We start from the raw sequence: 19,830 nt of genomic DNA on the forward strand, positions 1-19,830 counted from the left end.
GCGGGTGTGGCTCGCGCGATGTTGTCGGCAGGATTGGCCTAAGCAACCGAATCCTACGCCAAATCAACCGCTTATGCTACATCCGCCAGCCTTGCGAACACGCCGTCGTGAATAAGACGGGTTAGCGAGTAATCGCAAAGCACTCGTTCTCCAGGTTACGGTTTCGGCCGCCCCGAAATGAAACGAGGCACTCGACCCGCTCAACTCTTCGCATCGTTCATGTCGATGCATGCCTATATCATACCCTCCGCTCTCAGTTATGCTTACATTTTCGTCCTTTGACTACAATAGAAATATGCGCGCTCCTTCAAGATGTTTTGCGACGCAATGCTTCTTCTAAAGGTCAGCACTACCGGTTCCAGGCAGACGCGGCCTTAGCCAGGCGGAGGCCGACTTCGATGGTGCTGGCGGGCGGAGAAGTGGCGCCGTCTCCGCCCGAGCCGGTTCAGGCCGCGGCTGTAGCCCGGATCGCCTTCAGCTCATCCAGCGCCTGCTGCGGATCGAGCCGGCGGCGATAGTCGGGCTCCACGAAAGCCGCCGCGACGGCCCCGCCCCTGGCGACGACGAAGGTCGCGGGCATCGGCAGTGCCCACGTCCCATCGCCGTTCCGCCGGGGCAGCGCATGGCCCGCCTTCTCGTAGAAAGGACGCACCGCATCCGACAGAGAGAAGCGGATGCCCAGCGCGGCAGAGAACTCTCCGCCGACGTCCGAGAGGACGGCGAAGGACAGGTCGTTCTTTTCGGCCGTGGTCAGCGCATGGTCGGGAAGCTCGGGCGTTACCGCCACGAGCTCGGCGCCGGCAGCGTGGATATCGGCCAGCACCGCCTGGTAGGCCCGGAGTTCGAGGTTGCAATAGGGGCACCACCCGCCGCGGTAGAAGGTGATGATCACCGGCTTCCCCGCGACGAGCGCCGCGAGATCGAAGGCGGCACGATGCTGATCGACCAGGTTGGTGGCCGCGGGCAGGATGTCGCCCGCCCGGGCGGTGCGGTCGAGAATGCCGGTCGCGCGCAGGTCTTCGATGTCACCTGCGATCTGGCGGGCGATGGTCTCCCCCACGCGGCTTTCCCAGCCGGCGCGGAAGACGTCGAGTTCGGACTGGAGGGTCATGGCAATGTCATTCTGCAGTTGCCCGAAACCTGGTTCACTCGGCCGCCGCAAGCCGGTCCGGCAACGCGGGCGCGGCGGGGAAATCGACCGGCACGCGGGTGGTGCCGTGCAGGTAGTTCGTGACGGTCTTGTCGCCGATCGCCACGATCGCGTCGACGAGGTTCTCCTTCGTCCAGCCGGCATCGAAGAAGGCCGCGAGGAGACCCTCGTCGGCGTGGCCGCGGTTTGCGGCGATGTTCCTGGTCAGGCGCGCCAGCGCGTCGAGTCTCCTGTCGAAGGAGGCGCGGCCACTGCGGATATCGAGGATCTGTTCGGGTGTGAAGCCGACCATGCCGCCGATGACCGTGTGCGCGGCAAGGCAGTACTCGCAGTCGTTCACCTGGCTGACCACGAGGTTGACCACCTCGCGGGCCTTGCCGTTGATCGACGAACGGGCATCCTGGAAGGCGAGGTAGCTGGCGAGCGCGTGCTCGGAATGGGCGAGCGTGGCGTAGAGGTTCGGCACTATTCCGAGCTTGCCCTTCAACTGGTCGAAGATCGCCTGGTTGGCGGGCGACACGTCTTCGCGGGCCGGTACGTTGATCATGGTCATGGGTGTCTCTCCTTGAAGCGAAGCGGGCGAGGTTCATCCCGTCGTCCGTGCCGCCAGAGATGCCTCATTCACGATCCCCGGATAACTTGGCTTGTTCTGATCTTATTTATTTGCAAAATGCATGAATGAGCGACATTCTCGGCCTGTTCCGCACCTTCGTCCGGACCGTCGAAGCCGGGTCGTTCACGGCCGTCGCGCGGGATCTGAACACATCCCAGCCAACGGTCTCGCGGCAGATTGCGGTTCTGGAGGACCATCTCGGTTGCGTCCTGCTGCAGCGGACCACGCGCGTGCTCACGCTGACCGATGATGGCCGGATCTTCTACGCCCATGCCCGCCGGACGCTGGAAGCTGCGGCGGAGGCCGAGAGTGCCGTCGGGCGCAGGAAAGGAAAGCCGACCGGCGTTCTCCGGCTCGCCTGTGCCGGTGTGTTCGGGCGGCTGCACGTCATTCCGCGCCTGCCGAAGTTCCGGGCGCGCTATCCCGAGGTGGAGATCGCCCTGCACATGACGGACGGGTTCACCGACCTCGTGGAAGAGGGCATCGACCTGGCGATCCGGGTCGGCGAAAGCAGGGACGGCTCGATCGTCGCCCGGCGGATCGGTACCACCCGCCGCGTCGTCGTGGCGACACCGGGCTATCTCGCGAAGCATGGAACCCCGGCGCGGCCCGAGGACCTCGCTGCCCACCACTGCATCGTCTACGACCGGCTGCTCACAGGGGCCTCCTGGACCTTCTCGGCGTCGGCCGGCGACGTGACCGTGCCGGTCTCGGGTCCGATCCATGTGAACAACACCGAGGCCGTGCGTGCGGCGGTGCTGGAAGGGCTGGGCATCGGCTACGTCCCGCTCTGGCATTTCGTCGACGGAGAGATCGAAAGCGGACGTCTCGCCGTCCTGCTGCGCGACTTCGAACCACCGCCGCAACCGATCAGCGCCATCTACCCCACCCGACGCTTCCTCGCCCCGAAGGTCCGCGCCGCGATCGATTTCTTCGCCGCCGAGTTCGACCTCGATCCGCGGTTGCGGATCGGAGACGTGTGACTGCCGCAGCAAGGGCGATGCGCTCCCTTGCCGATCCGCAGGTTGTGATTGCTCCGATGCGGCAACGGGAGTGCCGTGGGGGTGGCGGCCAGAGGGTCCTCCATACCCTCACCCACACCCGCAGAAGCGGCATCCGGACGGCATCGCTCGCAAGCGAGGCTGATGCCGAACCAGCGCCTTCGATCGGGACGCCGAAGCTTGCCGCTCACGTCCAGTTGTGCCTGAACCGGTATCGGTCGTATCGGATGGATAGCAACAGCTATACGCCCTGCAGCGGGCGTAGCCGGTGTGGCCGACGGCCGGCAGAGCGAACGCAGCTCAGCTGTCGAAAATCAACTCGTGATTGTTATCTCTGCTTCACAAGCTCAAGGCTATATGCCATCCATCTTGCGGGGCAGGCCAAGGTGAACCGCGGCCACATGAACAAGACAATTGGATCAGCGCGGGAGCCCCGTGAGCAATGTCGTTTGTCAAATTCAGGTCGTGCCATCGACGCTGCTTTCGGGCAGGACCAGAGATATGTCCGGTCTGATGAGCTTGCGGCGTGAGGCCCCCGGGACCAGGCGCGGCACCGATGTACCACGCTGCAGAGTTTGCTCCAGCGGACGATCACGGGCTGTCGGCCAGTTGAGTCACAGTACACCGCGGCATCATCTGAACCGGAGCCTGTTGATATGGTCACGCTCGATCTCGGCGGTGTCGTTCTAGTTCGACGCTGCAACAAACCCTCGCGCGTCAACAGAGGTAACGCCTGATGCGCTTCATCCACGCCATTTGCGCCGCCGCTGCCATAGCATTGGTACCCGGTCTTTCGGGTTGTGATGCACTCGGTTTCGGCAGTTGGACCTGGCATCAGCGTCTCGTCCTCGAAGTCGATACGCCGCGTGGCTTCGTCAGCGGTGGCAGCGTGATTGCAGTCAGGGCAGGCCGCGGACCAAAGTGGTTGCCAGGCGAAGGCCGAGGCGGGATGGGCACCAGCGTTCGAGGCGAGGCTTCTTTCGTTGAAGTAGCGCCGGGAAAGTACCTCTTCGCATTGTTGGATGGCAGTCGCGAGGCAGAGTTGGCGTTGGTGTTGTTCTTCCCGGAGCCGGCTCCAGACACGTTCGAACGGGCGAGGAGACTTGAGGATATGCGCGGAATTCGCGAAGTTCCGCGGGAGCGACTTCCACGCCTGGTTACGTTCGACGATATCAACGATCCCACGACTGCACGAGAAGTCGACCCGGCTGATCTCGCAGCGACCTTTGGATCTGGAGTGGCGCTCAGGGGTATTACGCTTGAACTGACCGGCGAGGCTGTGACCAGGGGAAGAATCGACCGGTTACTGCCATGGCTGAGCAACTACTATGGCCGGAAGTTTGATGGGCGGAGATTCGAAACAGTCAGAGCCGAAAATAGGGTTGCCAACTCGTTGGGCGCCGGCAGTTTCGACACGGAGAAGTAGCAATGTCGATATCCAAAGACCTCTTCCTCTCCATATTTTCGATGGATGCTTACAATCGCGGATATGGCGAAGGAATTTCGGGCCTCGGCCAGGTCGATCGCGATCGACGCTGCAATAATCCGACGCGCGTCAACAGAGGTAACGCCTGATGCGCTTCATCCACGCCATTTGCGCCGCCGCTGCAATAGCATTGGCACCCGGTCTTTCGGGTTGTGATGCACTCGGTTTCGGCAGCTGGACCTGGCATCAGCGTCTCGTCCTCGAAGTCGATACGCCGCGTGGCTTCGTCAGCGGTGGAAGCGTGATTGCAGTCAGGGCAGGCCGCGGACCGAAGTGGTTGCCAGGCGAAGGCCGAGGCGGAATGGGCACCAGCGCTCGAGGCGAGGCTTCTTTCGTTGAAGTAGCGCCGGGAAAGTACCTCTTCGCAGTGTTGCATGGCAATCGCGAGGCGGAGTTGGCGTTGGTGCTGTTCTTCCCGGAGCCGGCTCCAGACACGTTCGAGCGGGCGAGGAGACTTGAGGATATGCGAGGTATTCGCGAAGTTCCGCGAGAACGATTTCCACGCCTGGTGACGTTCGACGATATCAACGATCCCACGACCGCACGAGAAGTCGACCCCGCCGATCTCGCAGCGACCTTTGGATCTGGAGTGGCGCTCAGGAGTATTACGCTTGAATTGACCGGGGAGGCTGTGACCCGGGGAAGAATCGACGGGTTACTGCCATGGCTGAGCAACTACTATGGCCAGAGGCTTGATGGGCAGAGATACGGAAATATCAAAGCCGAGAATAGGGTTGCCAATTCGTTGAGCGCTAGCAATTTCGACGCGGAGAAGTAGCAATGTCGATATCGAAAGACCTCTTCCTCGCAATACTGTCGATGGATGCTTACAATCGCGGATATGGCGAAGGAATTTCGGGCCTCGGCGGTGAGGGGTCAGGAGACCACAGCTTCGATCCCGAAGAGACTTCAGGAGGGCTTTAGCTCCGCCCTCGCTATCGCAGCGAAGTTGAACAAGCGTCCACGAGCAATTGGAGCTGCCGTCACGACCAGATGTGTGGGGCCGCCGCGCTTTTTCGTGCGTATGCCGGCCTCCGGCTACTCGGCAAGAAGCGACACTCGCCGCCGACCGGGCGCAACTAAGGTAGCCGATAGGGAGACCAAGAGGCCAGCCAGGCGGATTCGCAGAAAAAAGCAGCTATTTCAATTTGTTGTGCGAGGCAGTGGCGGGCCACGCCCGACGAAGATGAGCACTACGTCTACGCCATAGCCCTCTAGTGCCGCATCCTGGCATCGTTCTGAGCAACGGTGGGATCTGGCGATAAATGACAAGAGCCGGATCTTTTCAAAGATCGATGCTGACAAAAGAAGGAAACACATGGCTGTTCCATCCTCCAAGGCGGAATTGCTGGCTGCCATGACCACGACGTTCGAGAATCTGATGGCGGATTTAGCGAAGGTTCAGCCAAACCGCGCACGTGAGGCCACGATGAACGGCCATGCCGACGGAACCGCCATGAGCCCGGCCGATCTGGTGGCCTATCTGATCGGATGGAACGAGCTGGTTCTGAAATGGCTGGATCGCGACGACCGGGGTGAACCGGTTGATTTTCCCGAGGCCGGCTTCAAATGGAATCAGCTCGGCCTGCTGGCTCAGAAATTCTACGCCGATTACAGCACACTCAACTGGCAAGAACTGCTCGTCCGTCTCAAGGACGCGATGGCAGGACTGATCGCCACGATCACGACCCGATCAGATCAGGAACTCTATGGCGTCGCCTGGAACGGGCAATGGACCAAGGGTCGCATGATCCAGTTCAATACCTCCTCCGCTTACGCCAATGCTCGAGCCCGGATTCGAGCGTGGCAGAAGGCGCAAGGCTGAAACTACGGTTGTTGCTGGCAGTACTATCGATAAGCCCTGATCGACGATCCTGTGATCGGCGGCGGTCGCGTAGCTATCGCGCCATAGCGTCCAATCGGCAGGAAATGGCGGAGGGAACGGACCTGACGTCGAACCTTCTCCGCTCCCCACCCATTGCTTTTAAGGCCTTTTATACCAGTGGTCTTTAAGTTTGACCGACATGCGCCCATTCGCGCATCCCGATTGTAGTGATGGTGTGCGGTTCGGCGGGCCTCAGGCGAACATGTGGACTACGGTGCAATCGTCTCGGGAGCGCCCAGCAGCAGCTTCGCGGCCCCGCGGGGGCCATGGGCGTATACACGTTCAAGAAACAGTTCGGAGGGCCTGTCACCGCCGCGCATTTCTATAACCTTTTTGAAATCAACCGCCGCGTCTTCGTACCGACCGCCGAAGAACAGATCGAGGCCCCGTTCGAACACCGGAATCCATTCAAAGCCATCAATGCTACCCGAATCGTCCTGCATGGCAAGAAGTTCGTAAACTTCGACCATCTGCTTCTTTCCCTTAATCTTCACGGCATCCAGACGTCGGGCCACGACATCGTATTTGGCCGCCTCATAGGTGTGCTGACTGATAATCACGGTGGTCCCGAAATCACGATTGATCCCTTCGAGCCGCGCGGCCAGGTTCACCGGATCGCCGATGACCGAGTAATTCAGCCTGTCCTCGCTGCCGATGTTTCCTACCAGTACGCGCCCCGAATTTACGCCAATCCGGACTTTCAGTTCCGGCAACCCGCGGCTGGCCCATTCACGGCGCAGGTCTTGCATACGGGCCGCGCATTCAAGAGCAGCACGGCAGACGAGGGTCGGATGTTCTTCCTCGAAATGGGGCGCCCCCCAAAAAGCCATCACCGCGTCGCCGATGAACTTGTCGACAGTCCCACGGTTGACCTGGATCACGCTTGTCATGGCACCAAAATATTCACCTAGAATGGGTAAGACACGATGCCCCATTCTCTCGGAAAGGCCCGTGAACCCCTCCAGATCCATGAACATAATGCTCATCTGGCGTCGTTCACCGCCGAGTTCGGCAACAACGCCCTCTTTTACAAGCATGTGAACCAGATCGGCCGGAAGATATCGTCTGAAAGATCCCAGACCGCGACTCATTTGTTCGATTGCGACGGACAGTTCATCCAACTCGAAGATAGAACTGCGCACACGGTGAACGCCATCCAAATCGAATTGCGCGATCTTTCGTGTCTCGCTAACCAGTTGCTTCATCGGGCGGACAAGGAAAATGCGCGCCGCTATCGTCACGATTAACCCGACCACGAACACCGCCAGGCTCACAGCAATTGCAAGATTGTAGTAGTTTTTGTATATTTTTAATAGAAAGTCCCGTTCCGGTATGATTGTACCGATCAGCCAATCCTGCCGCATGGCGGGCGCCAAAGTCAGGAAGTATAGATCGCCATTTTCTCCTTTTACCATAACTTCGCGGGTGCCCGACACGTCCTGAAGTTTTAGGCTAGATTGTTCCAACCCAAGGTCCGCCAATTCGAGCATGGGATCACCGATGTCCTTCAACAGCGGCAGGTCCAGTTTCTCCGGGGACGGAACGGGTTGGAGAAATTCACCGGATTCCTTAACGGCAATCAGCCTTCCTTCGCGGTCGATTATGAAAGCAGCACCCGAACGGACCGAGGTCAGCCCCGCGAGATAGCGCGAAATGCCTTCCAACTCGATCGCTATCGAGATTACACCGGTAAGCACTTCATTGCCACCATCCTCTCCCCGGCTCATCAGCGTGACTGCGGTATTCAACCCTGCCTTCTGGCTATTTGCGAAAATGTATATGTCTGTCCAGATGTTTGTTCCCGGCGTGAGGATCGCACGCTCGTACCAAGACCGGTTAGGTGTATAATAATCATTCATCTTTACCTTTGTAACGGTCCTGCTGATCCGTTCGCCATCGTCGACAAGATACTGTTCTTCGCGCCGAGCCTCGTTACGTTCGGCCGACCAAATACTTTCAACAACACGTAGGTTTACACTGTCACGTCGCTGAACACCATAAAAATCACCATTTGGCTTGCCGAAACTGACCCATGAAAAATTTGGATTCGCGTTCAACACCGCCAAAAAGAACCGATCACGGCTGGGCTTTTCTTCTATGTTGATCACGCCTTCATACAATGTTTCATGGATCATATCCTGAGCTGCGATAGCGCTTTCGAATAGGTTTTCGACTTCTCGATTTATTCCGGAAACAATCTCGCTATTGAGTTGTCTGACGACTTCAGCAACGTTTTCGCGACTGAAGAAATGCCAGGGCAGGTGAACCGCTGCAACCGTCAACGCGACAGTCAGTAGCGACATCAAAACAAGCCCGAACTTAAGCGAGATGCGCATCTTTCACCGTCCAATCAAACCGCATGGTCCGCCGCCCACATCGGCAGCTCCGCGCCCGTTCTTCCGAAGGGGACGTGATCCGCTTTTCATTCTTGAAATCGCTCTGATACGGGGGAAATTGAAACCACTAGTACTTAATATCCTGGCCCCTGACACGCACCGGTTTGCCTTCCGCGTCATAGACAAAGCTGGACGCCTCGAAGAACGAAAAGGGAATCTTGAGCCCGTCCGCACGGGCGCGACGGAAGTTGATAGCAATATCCGGAGGTGAAATAACTCCAACCGGCAACTCGCCCGGCAATACATTTCCGTTCAGGATTTCGGTTCCGTAAAACGCCGCAAGCTGGGCATTCGACTGAAAACTGACGCCAATCGAAAGTACTGCACTCCCAAGTCCGGACTGCACCACCTCCGGAACCGCAGCGAGGACGGGAACGCCCTGGTTAAGTTCCGATATCGTTTCGATTTCCCTGAAAACGCTGGTGGATCCGGTAATCCAGAGTATGCTGTCGGTCAGATCAGGATCGTTAAGCCGCATCTCCTCGACCACTGGGGGCAGCAACATCTCGAGTTGCTGGCGGGCCTTGTCGGCCTGCGTGACCGCGATCCTGAAGGCGTTCATTCCCAATTTCCGTGCGGCATCTTCGAGCGGTTTGGCTTGTGTCTCAACCGCGCTGAAATTGTTCATGTCGACCATAATCCCGATATTCTTGAGATTCGGAATCAGTTCTCGCAGGTATTCCACTTGGACATCGAGCCTCAGGTTCAAGGACGTGAACGCGAAGTTCGTGCCGCTCCCAATATCGTAGCCGGGCATCTGGTTCAGTTGGACGGGATCCTTGGCACAAACCGTGACGACCGGCGTCCGGATGTCCCGATGGGTCGAATGCAGCCAGTCGACCGTTTCTGAGCCCATGGCAAAGATCAGTGAATACTGGTTCCGTTGCGCTTCGGTGATCAGTTGGGCGCCCTTGCCCGGATCATTACCAAAATTGGCAACGACGAATTCGACATTGATGGACTTGCTATAGAAGTGTTGCAGGATCGTTGTGATCGCCAAGTCATAGGCCGAAGATTTTCGCGGATATATGACCATTACCTTGTAACTCGGTCCCGTCACAGGATCCTTCGGTACCGCGACAACACGCTGATCGTCTTTGTCATCCGGAACAGATAACTGCCAGGATTGTAAAACGTCACCATGCACGCTGAACCAATCGGAAACACGTTCCAAGGCTTCATGGGTGGAAGACGCCCAAGCAGGCCACAGGAACAGCAACCATGAAAGAAGGCTTGCCAAAAACCATCTCATCCTATGTTCCCTCGGTCTTGCGCGTCACCCCTACTGGCAGGGAGAACAACAAAGTGGATATGAGAACGAAAATTGCGGTCGAGATCATGACCATCCCGCCATTCATCGATAATAAAAGCTGGCCGACGACGATGGGCCCCAATACATGCCCCGAACGTTCTACCACACGATAGAGCGAGGCGGCAGTAGTCTTGCCGAGCATTTCAGCCGCAGTGGACGCTCCGACATAGGTAATGATGGGCGCATTGATACAGCCATGTGCAAAACCCAGAAAAACGATCCCCACGATGACTGTCCAGACTTGTTCGACGTCGCCGAGCCCCCAGACCTCGCCAGCGCCGATCAGCATCAAACCCAGCGCAGAGACCAGCCCGCCGAATACCAGGGCGCCGCGACTTCCGTCTATCCGATCCACAATCCGGGCTGATATTAAAGCCGATGCAAGCACCGCGACGGAATAGAGCATTATGACCTGGCCGATATCTTCCGGGGCCCAACCCAGATTGCTCAGAACCAGGGGTATGGCGAAAATCACAATTCCAGTGAGGACCGCCTTGCTGGGAGCCCCGATCAGCAGGAAGGCGCGCAGAAAACCCAAACTGATGAACGCCTTCGGAACATCGCGCAGCATCTTGCCCAAGGTTTGCACATTGCCCGAATTGAGAGCCGGCGACCTTGCAGCGAATGATGCATAGGCGCCCAATAATACCGCAGTGACCGCAGCAACTAAGAAAACGCCATGCGGGTTGATGTCGTTTACCAGCAGTGACCCGATAGCCGCCCCGGCGAGCATGCCGCCATTGAAGCCGAAAACCACGATGGCCGCTGCCCGGGTCAGGTGTCCTTGCTGGGCATTGGCCATAATCGCGGACTGGATACCGATGAAGATAAGTCCCTGCCCGAACCCCGCCAGTCCCCGCGCCAGGACCAGTCCGCCAAAATCGAAGGTCGCGGCCATTACAATGTTGGCCAAGGCGACGGAAAACGCACCCAGTACGATCGCGCCGCGCGGGCCCTTCCGATCGACCCATGCGTTGACCGGCAAGAGGACCACCAGAAACGCCAGGAAATACGCAGTGAACGCCGTCGACGACGCGCCTTGGCCAAGACCGCTGTCCACAGCCGCCTGCCCCAGAAGTTGAGGCAGGAAGGATGCAGCCAAGTTGTCGATCAAAACGGCAAGAAAAAATATCGGTCTGACCAACAACAGGCGATGCAATTTTACATCACCATCCCGGAGCGCTGTCGACTGTGCCAGCCTGAGGAACAGCCCTGCGATTAGCCCAGATGCGAGAAACAGCGCCGCGAAGTTCTTTGCGCTTCTGACAACCTCGCGAAAGACGATTTCGGTCGGCAGCGAAACCGCCACGCGAATGTTTCCCGAACCTCCGACAGAAACAAGGTATTCATAGGTGTTCGGACGGGTTTGCCATTCCGTTCCGATGTCGGACACACCGCTATCGACGACGATCCTGTCATCCAGAATGACTGCGATGTTCTGAATGTCCGGGTTGATACTCCGGTATTGCGAGAGTGTTGCGTCCAACCCGACGAAATCCTCCAGGTCCAGCCCGTAGTTAACAACCGGAGTGATCCTTTGCGCCAACGAGTTCGCCAGGGCTCTGGCCTTAGACTGAGCCCCGTCAGAATAAAGGCCGACCAGTGTGATTACCAACGCGACCGCCGCAATGACGAAGATCACCGAATAGGCCCCGCCTATCCATGGTATCCTGCTGTTGATCGACCTCGGCGCGATGATGAGCACGAAAGCACCAAAGACCCCAACCAGGCCCAGAAAGAACGTGATCAAGCGGGGAAAGGCCGAAGATACTTTGTATGTCACCGTTTCCTTCGCCATGGTAACGATCAACTCGCCAACTTCCTCGAACCGGTTTCTCAGAGGCAGCGCGACCTGCAGCCACTCCGCGTCATTGCGGACATCAAAGCCGGTCTTGGCCAGCCCCCCCAAGATGCGCGGAAACGGCCCATTACCAGCGCTGAACACCAGGCGGCCATCCGTGGCATAGGCCGCGATAGAAACTACATCCGGGTCAGATTTGAGAATTGGTTCGGATATCTGGCGAAATCCTGGAAACTGCTCCAGGGGGAGCCCGGCGCGCAGATAAGCGCCCATGGTCGTCTGGACGAGTTCGCCCTGCGCGGTCATTTTCTGGATCTCGAAACCAGGTAGGGTACGCTTGGCATCGCCCCAACCCACATACATGAGCAGCCCGAGCGAGAAGGCCGCCAGCATCGCCATGCTGAGGGCACGACCAAGTCTTGACAACAGCGTCATTGAAAGGGAGTTTCCATTTGGCCGATCATGCCGTCGATCCTGTGTGTATTATGGGACAACGTGTCGGCAATGAGTGACAAAAGCAGATCCTCATAGCGCATTCCATGTTGATGCAGCCCGGCACAGGCAAGGCTGATCCGCGGTCCCTCGGGCCGCTTCAGATCTGGTTTTGGGTTGGCTTCCAGAACATGGAGCCGGCCTTCGGAATCCGCCCGCACGTCCAGCCGGATCAAGGTTCGAAGCTGCAATTCAGTATACACTTTTCGCGCAAGTTGCGATAACTGCTCGAATACAGGCCCGTCGGTCGTGTCGAGCAGCCTGATACGGTCTGATGTAATTGGCCGCACATCCATCGACGTGAATATCTTTTCGTCGTTTCCGAGCACGCGTTCCAGGACCGAAAATACGAACAATTCATCCCGCCGTTCCAGTTGGCCGCCGCGTGCGATTGTGGGCCCGCAAACAGAAACGCAATACTCGGAACCGCCGACGTAAGTTTCAATCTGTACCTGATTGAGTGTCTTGCGATGCACCTCGTCCACGGCCTGGGGTAACCCGCCCAGATTATCCACGAGGACAACGTTCAGGGAAGCCCGTCCAGTTACCGGCTTCACCACAAATGGGCCAGCGTAATCGCCGAATGCTTCGCGGAACCGCGGCTCCCGATCAGGGCTTAGCAATCCCCGTGCGCAATCCCAGACCATAAAGGGTGGCGTCGGGATCCCCATCCTGGTGCACAAGCCTTTGAAGATATGCTTGTTATCAAGCGTCAGAACGTTGAGCGGCCTATGGCCGATGTAGGGAATGCCGCTCAGTTCAAGCAACGACGGGGCGTGGGCGGCTGCATCCAAACCCTGGATGCCCGCCGTGTTCAGCCATGCCAGATTGATGCGTTCACTGCGAAGTCGTTGAGCCAGGTTCAAATCGTCAGGGATTGTCAGGATGTGACGAAACCCAACATTTCTGAGGCCTTGCGCGATGTCTTCCGCGACGGGCTGATACGATTTTTCCGATCGGGGATTGTGTACGGTATGTATTATTGCACCTTCAGAACTCCGGTTTCCATTATAGATGACGCCAATCCGCAAATTATCGAAATAATACCCAAGTTTATTTTTCAAAGATTCCATTTCTTTATGATCTCGCCGCGGCTCAACGGGGGTTTTTTATATATAATTCGCCGTTTTTACATTCTGTCTTTTTCGGTTCCCTCAACGGTAGCAGATAAGCAGCGCAGCTGAAGAGTAGGGAAATACGCTAAATCCGGGCCGTCCGCCCGGCGAGAACGACCCGGAACTGTCTTACAATGGTTAAGGGCATCGATTGCGCAACGCGCCCTCGAGTTACTATGAAAAAAAGCCGCCACCCGAAGTCGTTGGAACTGATGCTCGAGCATCTCTATATGATCAGAAAAACTAAAAAATTCTCCCTCTCTCACTGATTCACCAGTCTTGCGAGGGAGGCGCGTTCCTTCGCGGCGAGGTCAGCGGTGGTCTTGGCGAGACGGAAGGCGAGTTCGCGAATGATCCGGGTCGCCAGTTCCGGGAACTCCTTGATCAGGTCCAGCAGATAGCCCTTGCCGATCTTCAGCGCGATGAGCCGCCCATTCGCCCTGACGGTGGCCGAACGCGGGATATCGCAGAAAACCGACATCTCGCCCACCAGTGCATGATCGCGCAACTGTGCCACGACCACCTCGGTTCCGCCTGTCTCTGACACGATGTCGGCGACCCCGCTCAGCACGATGAACGCGGCGTCGCCCTGGTCGCCTTGGAGGAAGAGCACCTGTCCGTCTTCGTACTCGACCTTGTCGGAGGCGTAGGCGAGAAGCTTGAGCTGCGAGGGATCGATCGCGGCAAAGAGCGGGATCTTGCGCAGAACCTCGACCTCGTCCTTTAGCGTACTCAATGAAGATGTCCCTTCATTTCGCGGCATCCACCATCTCGGAGGACTGCGGTTCGTCGCGCCTCGTCTCGACGAAGGCGCCATTGGAATACGTCAGAACGCGATCGAACCGCTCCGCAAGATCGTCGTCAAGCAGCACGACCACGAAACCTGGACGGAAGTCCGGCTCGTCCGGCAAGGGTCCGTCAAGCAACCGCGACATGATCTCACGGCGTCCGCCGGAATCCATGGCTCCAAGCACCTCATTGAAGACGATGACGTCCGGCTTCTTCAGTATGGCTCGCGCGACGTGGAGCTTCTGGCGCTGCTGATCGGAAAGCCGCCGTCCGCCATTGCCCATTTCGAAGCTCAGGCCGGCATGCAGCAGTCCGTCCGAGATGCCGGTGCGCGCCACCAGTTCCTGGACCGCCGCCAGCACCTTTTCCTTCCCGTCGGCGACGGTTGAGGAGATACGGCCAAGCAGGATGTTGTCGAGCACGGATGCGGTCGGATTGTATCGGTCGGGATCGTGGAAGAAGACCGGCGCATCCGCCATTCCGGCGATCTCCTGTCGCAAGTCGTTTCGCGCGGCGAGGATCTTCGCTTCGGTCTCGGCGTCGAGCACGCCGAAACGACTCTGCGCTTCGCAGTAGTCGAAGGCGAGTCGGAAAACCTCGTCTCGATCCGACAGCTTCTGCGGCCCCTTCTTGCCCTCTGGCGCGACTTCCTGCCGCTGGGGCTCCTGTCGCTCGGCCATCTTCAGCCTTGCGACGATCTCCTTCAGCCGTACGATCTCCTCATAGGTGACGTCGGCCACGGTCTCGAAGATCTTGGAGTCGGGCGCCAAGTCGCCAAACAATTCGATCCGCGCCTCGGCGATCCGCTGGCCCATTTCCTGAATCGCCGCCCGCAGGCCGTTGCGCTCGAGGATCGCCAGGATCGTCGGATTGCGCGGAAATTCGCTCGGCGCCCAGGACGGATCGAGCGCGGTACCGAAAAGCAGGTTTTCGCCGACCGTCGCCTGGGAATTGAAGAGGTCCGGGTGAAAGGACTGCACGATCCCCTCTACGCCGAGCGAGGCGGCGTTCTCGCGGAACTCACGCCGCACCTCGACGATCTTGTCGGAGAATTCGCGGTTCTTCGCCGGGTCGACGGTGCCGCGCAGGCCTAGATCCTGAATCTGCCGGGTCAGCCCCGCGACATCCAGCACCCGCGCCACATGGGCATCGAGACCCGCCTTGTCGTCGATACCAAGATCCTTGTAGTCGATCCAGTCCGCATCGGCCGATGGCGGAACATGATTCACCATGCCACCGGTCGTGGGCCGCTTGGACGTCGATCCGCGCTGCTTCTCGTCGGTGGGGCGGTTCTTCAACACCATCAGCAGGTTGTCCCTGATGGTTCCCGATGGAAAATAGTTGTTGCTGTCGGCGTATCCGATGCGCCGGCCGGTCAGGCTTTCGGGATGGTCGTCGAGCGGCTTGCCGTCGAGCAGGATGGAGCCCGATGTCGGGAGGACCAGCCGCACCAGCGCGCCGGCAAAGACGCTCGCCGCGGCGCGCGCCGCGTCGTCGCCCTGCGTGACGATGGCGAGCCAATCGCCAAGTCTAACGTGGAGGCGAACATTCTCCAGCACGGTCCGGCCGGTTTCGTCGTCGAGCTTCACGTGATCGAGGTCATAGCCGGTCTCGAGCCTCGGCACCGCCTGCTGCGGCATGTTCTGCAATTCGGGCGCGATGAGCCCGTCGTCGCGGAAGGAATCGATCGTCTGCTCGTAGCGCGCCTCGTTCATGAGGCGTATCTGGTCGTAGTCGATCAACCCCTTGATCGGCCCAGGCAGGTCCTTGTAGGCGGCGATCACGGCAACGAGTTGGCCGATGTCCAGGCGGCCGATGATGACGAAATAGCCGCCGAGGAGGTAGAACAGGAACGACAGGAACTGCATCAACAGGTTGTTGACGTACTTCACCGTGAACTTGCGCTGATAGAGCTCGAAACGGATGTCGAGAATATTCTGCAGCAGCCCGAAGTGACGCGCGCGCGTGTAGTTCGACATGTCGTTGACGTGGATGTCGGGCGCCATGTCGACCGTTTCGGCCACTTGGCCCGCAAGCTTGCGCGCCTGGAGCTGCCGCTGCCGCCCGAGCAGGATCAGCTTGCGGCGCATGCGCGGGATAAGCCATATCTGGAAGGCAACGATCGCTATCGTTAAAAGTCCGAAGTATACGCTCTGCAGGAACAGGAACAGCAGACCCGTGATGGCCTGGCCGCCGAGGAACAGCGGCAGCGAATAGGCGTCACCGACGAATTCGCCGAGCGGCTCCACCTCGTCCTTGATCACCGAGGCCACTTCCGCTCCTTTCAAGTTGCGGAAACGGGCCACCCTGTAGCGCAGCACGCGATCGAGCAGCGTGTAGCGAAGCTGTCGGAGTATCTCCTCGCCGAGCTTGCCCTTGTAGGTGTTCGTATAAAGCTTGAACCAGCCGTTCAGGACGACGAAAGCCATGAACAGCAGGCACAGCGCGACCAGCATCTCGATGCGGTCGAGCTGGAGCCCGCCGAACAATTCGATCTCGCGGCCGAACATAGCTTCGCCAAAGGGCAGCGACAGTCGCAGGAAGGGCTGCGTTTCATCATTCGCGTCGAAGCCACCTCCTTGAATCGGACCATTGACGATCTGTTTAGGAATCTCGAGTGAGAGGAAATAGAACGGCATCGACGCGACGATGACGAAGAGCAGCCAGACCTGCTTCAGCCGTGAATTCTTCCAGATGAATTTGAGTAGGTTGCGTTCCACTGATCGATGTTATTTGCCGGTGCCTATCGAATTGATCCGATTCGCTGCATGCTTAGTAAACCGTATTGCACGATCTGGACCTTCTGCGACTCCCTGTGGAGCGACTCTAGTCGACGGCAGATTATACTTGCTGATTGTTCTGTCCATTTTTATGCCCCCAATTTTGTGTTTATTGAATTGAGTAAACCACATTGCGCCATCCGGTCCCGCCGCAATTCCTCGGGGGCCGGAATCAGCGGTTGGCGTCGCGTATTCCGTTATGACGCCTTCCATCCTGATGCGCCCGATCTTGTGGGCTCCAAATTGGGTAAACCACATTGCGCCGTCCGACCCCAAAGCAATCCCGGCGGGTACGGCCCCTGGAGTGGGGATAGTGAATTCAGTTATTTCACCCTCCATGGTGATGCGTCCGATTTTGTTACCCGCCCATTCTGTGAACCACATTGCAGCGTCCAGCCCCTCAGTGATTGCCCAAGGTTGAGCTCCTTCTGTCGGAATCATGTATTCGGACATTTCTGCCGCCAGGGAGATCCGCCCAGATAGCCGCAGCGTGTGAAACGATATCTCATCGAGTATCTATATGTGGAAATAAAAGGTCCAATACGGATACAATTTATGTGCATTGTATCACAGCGCCTAATGGACATGTTATGGTATCCGAATTAGAAAAAATTGATAATTCCGTTTTCGCGCTTTACGAGCCTGTAGTAGACGTTGCCGGGGCCCCAAATCCTTCTGTTATCCGTCTTCGAACAGTCCGCCCCCCCCCCCCCCCCCCCCCTATGAGAACGATGGTATCAACATGCGTCGTGTGATTTTTCCTGCTGGCTCTACGATTTTCTCTGAAGGTGATGATGGCAATAGCGCGTTTGTCATCATAACCGGATCTGTCGACGTTATTATCGGTACTGGAAAGAAGGCAAAAAAGGTAGCTAGTCTTAAGGATGGAGATGTTTTTGGTGAGATGAGTTTAATCGAACCAGGTCCGCGATCTGCAACCATCAAGGCCGTTACAGATACGGAATGCGAAGCCTCACATTATGATAACTTTCTGGCTCTAATTAACGATAATCCGGAAATTTCTGCTAAATTTATGAAGACTTTAGTTGTAAGAATTCGGCAAATGAACGAAATGGTCTCCAAATTGGACCCCAAGAGGCGGGGCCTTCGCGGGCTGTTCAGCGACTGGCGCCACGATTTTAATCGGGCAAACGCAGCTGAATCGGAGCGCTGGAGTAAACTTAGTGATGAAGAGCGAGAGGCAGAGAAATCCTTTAGCCTCATGTACATGGGGACCATGTTCTAGATGGGGTAACGGGCCGGCGTCGAGCCCCTCCCTGCCAGAAGCTTGGCGGGAGTGGCGGTCGTCCTTCAGATTGATGGTGTCATTCAACCGGCGTCGTGCTGTCGCGCGCGCCAAGCATCATCGAGGGACGACCATGGAACAGTATGCCGGATTGGACGTGTCGCTGGAAAGCACCAGCGTGTGCGTTGTGGACGCCTCGGGACGCATCGTGCGCGAGGCCAAGGTCCCGANACCATCCGAGGTGATGCGCCCGCCGTCGAACGCAGCAGTGATCTTCTTGGCGCGAACGGCTGGAAAAGAGAACGGCAGCAGCGTATCGTCGGTCATGGCGGGTGTGGCTCGCGCGATGTTGTCGGCAGGATTGGCCTAAGCAACCGAATCCTACGCCAAATCAACCGCTTATGCTACATCCGCCAGCCTTGCGAACACGCCGTCATGAATAAGACAGGCTAGATGGGGTAACGGGCCGGCGTCGAGCCCCTCCCTGCCAGAAGCTTGGCGGGAGTGGCGGTCGTCCTTCAGATTGATGGTGTCATTCAACCGGCGTCGTGCTGTCGCGCACGCCAAGCATCATCGAGGGACGACCATGGAACAGTATGCCGGATTGGACGTGTCGCTGGAAAGCACCAGCGTGTGCGTTGTGGACGCCTCGGGACGCATCGTGCGCGAGGCCAAGGTCCCGAGCGAGCCGGAGGCGCTGATCGCCTGGTTCGCCGAGCACGGGACGGCGATGGCGCGGATCGGCCTGGAGGCGGGGCCGCTCTCGCAATGGCTCTATGCGGCGATGGAGGCGGCCGGGCTTCCGGTCGAACTGCTGGAGACACGTCACGTGCGCTCGGCCTTTAAGGCGATGACTATTAAGACGGACCGAAAGGACGCGCTCGGCATCGCGCACCTGATGCGGATGGGTTGGTTCCGGCCGGTACACTGCAAGTCGGTCCCGGCGCAGGAGGTCCGGGCTCTGCTGACCGCCCGCAAGCTCTTGCAGAGCAAGCGTATCGACATCGAGATGAGCCTACGCGGCATCTTGCGCGGGTTCGGCCTCAAGGTCGGCCCGACGACGCCGAAGAGCTTCGAAGACCGCGTCCGTGAACTCACCGACGGCCACCCGGTCCTGACGACGGTCGCCGTGGCCATGCTCGCCGCGCGCGCGGCCATCATGAAGGAGTTCAAGGCCATTGAGAACCGTCTTCTCGCCCAGTCGCGCCGGGACGAGCGCGTGCGCACGCTGATGTCGACGCCGGGCGTCGGCGCCTTCACGGCGCTCACCTTCGTTGCGGCGATCGACGATCCGGATCGGTTCAAGTCCTCCAGAATGGTTGGCGCCCACTTCGGCCTCACGCCGAGGAAGTACCAATCGGGGGAGACGGACGTGACCGGCCGGATCTCGAAAGTGGGTGACCACGGCGTCAGGGTCGCCCTCTACGAGGCGGCGAACATCATCCTGACCCGATCAGGGAAGACCTCGGCGCTGAAGAGCTGGGCGCAGGGCGTCGCGAAGCGGGCTGGGATGAAGAAGGCGAGGGTAGCGCTCGCGCGCAAGCTCGCCGTCGTGCTGCATCAGATGCTCAAGACCGGCACCCGGTTCTCTGCGACCGGATACCCGGCCGCTGCAGCCGCTTGAGGAGGGTCGGTACACGAGACAAGGGTTCGAGGAGGCAGGCACGGCACCAGGCCTCTTCGCGCAGGGTCCCCCTGCCGGGACGATGGAACGATCAGGCCGCTTTGACGGGAGCAGCGCTTAGGCGACTGCGCATCCCTAGA

16 protein-coding genes are annotated in these 19,830 nt (G+C 58.5%); 7 read left to right on the forward strand and 9 right to left on the reverse strand.

Features of this window, described 5'->3' with window-relative positions; translation table 11 throughout:
• Nucleotides 1-445 precede the first annotated feature (445 nt).
• A complete protein-coding gene (locus N1F91_RS29550; protein WP_289997421.1) occupies nt 446-1,111 on the reverse strand; it encodes a peroxiredoxin-like family protein in 666 nt (221 codons plus the stop codon).
• Nucleotides 1,112-1,145: 34 nt separating this feature from the next.
• A complete protein-coding gene (locus tag N1F91_RS29555) occupies nt 1,146-1,703 on the reverse strand; it encodes a carboxymuconolactone decarboxylase family protein (protein ID WP_289997423.1) in 558 nt (185 codons plus the stop codon).
• 125 nt (nt 1,704-1,828) lie between these two features.
• Between N1F91_RS29555 and N1F91_RS29560 the strand changes: the two genes are divergently transcribed.
• The 5 genes from N1F91_RS29560 (at nt 1,829) to N1F91_RS29575 (ending at nt 6,075) form a co-directional block, all read left to right on the forward strand.
• A complete protein-coding gene (locus tag N1F91_RS29560; protein ID WP_289997424.1) occupies nt 1,829-2,746 on the forward strand; it encodes a LysR family transcriptional regulator in 918 nt (305 codons plus the stop codon).
• Nucleotides 2,747-2,802: 56 nt separating this feature from the next.
• Nucleotides 2,803-3,294 carry a BA14K family protein gene (locus N1F91_RS31230; RefSeq protein ID WP_354670577.1) on the forward strand — a complete coding sequence of 164 codons (492 nt, stop codon included), beginning with the start codon at nt 2,803-2,805 and terminating at the stop codon, nt 3,292-3,294.
• Nucleotides 3,295-3,500: 206 nt separating this feature from the next.
• Nucleotides 3,501-4,190 carry a hypothetical protein gene (locus N1F91_RS29565; protein WP_289997426.1) on the forward strand — a complete coding sequence of 230 codons (690 nt, stop codon included), beginning with the start codon at nt 3,501-3,503 and terminating at the stop codon, nt 4,188-4,190.
• Between the two features lie 148 nt (nt 4,191-4,338).
• The gene (locus N1F91_RS29570; RefSeq protein ID WP_289997428.1) at nt 4,339-5,028 is read left to right on the forward strand and encodes a hypothetical protein; all 690 of its coding nucleotides are present in this window, start codon (nt 4,339-4,341) and stop codon (nt 5,026-5,028) included.
• Between the two features lie 540 nt (nt 5,029-5,568).
• A complete protein-coding gene (locus N1F91_RS29575; protein ID WP_289997430.1) occupies nt 5,569-6,075 on the forward strand; it encodes a ClbS/DfsB family four-helix bundle protein in 507 nt (168 codons plus the stop codon).
• Nucleotides 6,076-6,344: 269 nt separating this feature from the next.
• On the opposite strand, the gene N1F91_RS29580 is transcribed toward N1F91_RS29575, so the two are convergent.
• From N1F91_RS29580 to N1F91_RS29610, 7 genes are all read right to left on the reverse strand, one after another.
• Complete coding sequence (locus tag N1F91_RS29580) at nt 6,345-8,471, reverse strand: adenylate/guanylate cyclase domain-containing protein (protein WP_289997432.1); 2,127 nt, start codon at nt 8,469-8,471, stop codon at nt 6,345-6,347.
• A gap of 127 nt (nt 8,472-8,598) precedes the next feature.
• Nucleotides 8,599-9,783, reverse strand: coding sequence for an ABC transporter substrate binding protein (locus tag N1F91_RS29585; protein WP_289997433.1), 1,185 nt, complete (start codon nt 9,781-9,783; stop codon nt 8,599-8,601).
• A 1-nt stretch (nt 9,784) separates the two neighbouring features.
• Nucleotides 9,785-12,079, reverse strand: coding sequence for an MFS transporter (locus tag N1F91_RS29590; RefSeq protein WP_289997434.1), 2,295 nt, complete (start codon nt 12,077-12,079; stop codon nt 9,785-9,787).
• The gene (locus N1F91_RS29595) at nt 12,076-13,209 is read right to left on the reverse strand and encodes a hypothetical protein (RefSeq protein WP_289997436.1); all 1,134 of its coding nucleotides are present in this window, start codon (nt 13,207-13,209) and stop codon (nt 12,076-12,078) included. The genes N1F91_RS29590 and N1F91_RS29595 overlap by 4 nt, the downstream gene beginning before the upstream one ends.
• Before the next feature lie 304 nt (nt 13,210-13,513).
• A complete protein-coding gene (locus N1F91_RS29600) occupies nt 13,514-13,987 on the reverse strand; it encodes a cyclic nucleotide-binding domain-containing protein (RefSeq protein WP_289997437.1) in 474 nt (157 codons plus the stop codon).
• Nucleotides 13,988-14,000: 13 nt separating this feature from the next.
• Nucleotides 14,001-16,760, reverse strand: a complete 2,760-nt coding sequence (locus N1F91_RS29605) for an ABC transporter transmembrane domain-containing protein (RefSeq protein WP_289997438.1) — start codon at nt 16,758-16,760, stop codon at nt 14,001-14,003.
• Nucleotides 16,761-16,769: 9 nt separating this feature from the next.
• Nucleotides 16,770-17,273 (reverse strand): hypothetical protein, encoded by a 504-nt coding sequence (locus N1F91_RS29610; protein WP_289997439.1) that lies wholly within the window; start codon nt 17,271-17,273, stop codon nt 16,770-16,772.
• A gap of 289 nt (nt 17,274-17,562) precedes the next feature.
• Between N1F91_RS29610 and N1F91_RS29615 the strand changes: the two genes are divergently transcribed.
• Both N1F91_RS29615 and N1F91_RS29620 read left to right on the forward strand, forming a co-directional pair.
• Complete coding sequence (locus N1F91_RS29615; protein WP_289997440.1) at nt 17,563-18,066, forward strand: cyclic nucleotide-binding domain-containing protein; 504 nt, start codon at nt 17,563-17,565, stop codon at nt 18,064-18,066.
• A 586-nt stretch (nt 18,067-18,652) separates the two neighbouring features.
• Nucleotides 18,653-19,690, forward strand: coding sequence for an IS110 family transposase (locus N1F91_RS29620; protein ID WP_289997441.1), 1,038 nt, complete (start codon nt 18,653-18,655; stop codon nt 19,688-19,690).
• Nucleotides 19,691-19,830 lie beyond the last annotated feature (140 nt).

This window comes from Aquibium sp. ELW1220, assembly GCF_030398385.1.
GTDB lineage: Bacteria > Pseudomonadota > Alphaproteobacteria > Rhizobiales > Rhizobiaceae > Aquibium.

Bases quoted from the DNA above. Each gene is read 5' to 3' on its own strand.
- N1F91_RS29615 (WP_289997440.1), top strand. From the start codon at position 17,563: ATGCGTCGTGTGATTTTTCCTGCTGGCTCTACGATTTTCTCTGAAGGT.
- N1F91_RS31230 (WP_354670577.1), top strand. From the start codon at position 2,803: ATGCGGCAACGGGAGTGCCGTGGGGGTGGCGGCCAGAGGGTCCTCCAT.
- N1F91_RS29580 (WP_289997432.1), bottom strand. From the start codon at position 8,471: ATGCGCATCTCGCTTAAGTTCGGGCTTGTTTTGATGTCGCTACTGACT.
- N1F91_RS29575 (WP_289997430.1), top strand. From the start codon at position 5,569: ATGGCTGTTCCATCCTCCAAGGCGGAATTGCTGGCTGCCATGACCACG.
- N1F91_RS29560 (WP_289997424.1), top strand. From the start codon at position 1,829: ATGAGCGACATTCTCGGCCTGTTCCGCACCTTCGTCCGGACCGTCGAA.
- N1F91_RS29565 (WP_289997426.1), top strand. From the start codon at position 3,501: ATGCGCTTCATCCACGCCATTTGCGCCGCCGCTGCCATAGCATTGGTA.
- N1F91_RS29610 (WP_289997439.1), bottom strand. From the start codon at position 17,273: ATGTCCGAATACATGATTCCGACAGAAGGAGCTCAACCTTGGGCAATC.
- N1F91_RS29595 (WP_289997436.1), bottom strand. From the start codon at position 13,209: ATGGAATCTTTGAAAAATAAACTTGGGTATTATTTCGATAATTTGCGG.
- N1F91_RS29550 (WP_289997421.1), bottom strand. From the start codon at position 1,111: ATGACCCTCCAGTCCGAACTCGACGTCTTCCGCGCCGGCTGGGAAAGC.
- N1F91_RS29570 (WP_289997428.1), top strand. From the start codon at position 4,339: ATGCGCTTCATCCACGCCATTTGCGCCGCCGCTGCAATAGCATTGGCA.
- N1F91_RS29590 (WP_289997434.1), bottom strand. From the start codon at position 12,079: ATGACGCTGTTGTCAAGACTTGGTCGTGCCCTCAGCATGGCGATGCTG.
- N1F91_RS29620 (WP_289997441.1), top strand. From the start codon at position 18,653: ATGGAACAGTATGCCGGATTGGACGTGTCGCTGGAAAGCACCAGCGTG.
- N1F91_RS29585 (WP_289997433.1), bottom strand. From the start codon at position 9,783: ATGAGATGGTTTTTGGCAAGCCTTCTTTCATGGTTGCTGTTCCTGTGG.
- N1F91_RS29555 (WP_289997423.1), bottom strand. From the start codon at position 1,703: ATGACCATGATCAACGTACCGGCCCGCGAAGACGTGTCGCCCGCCAAC.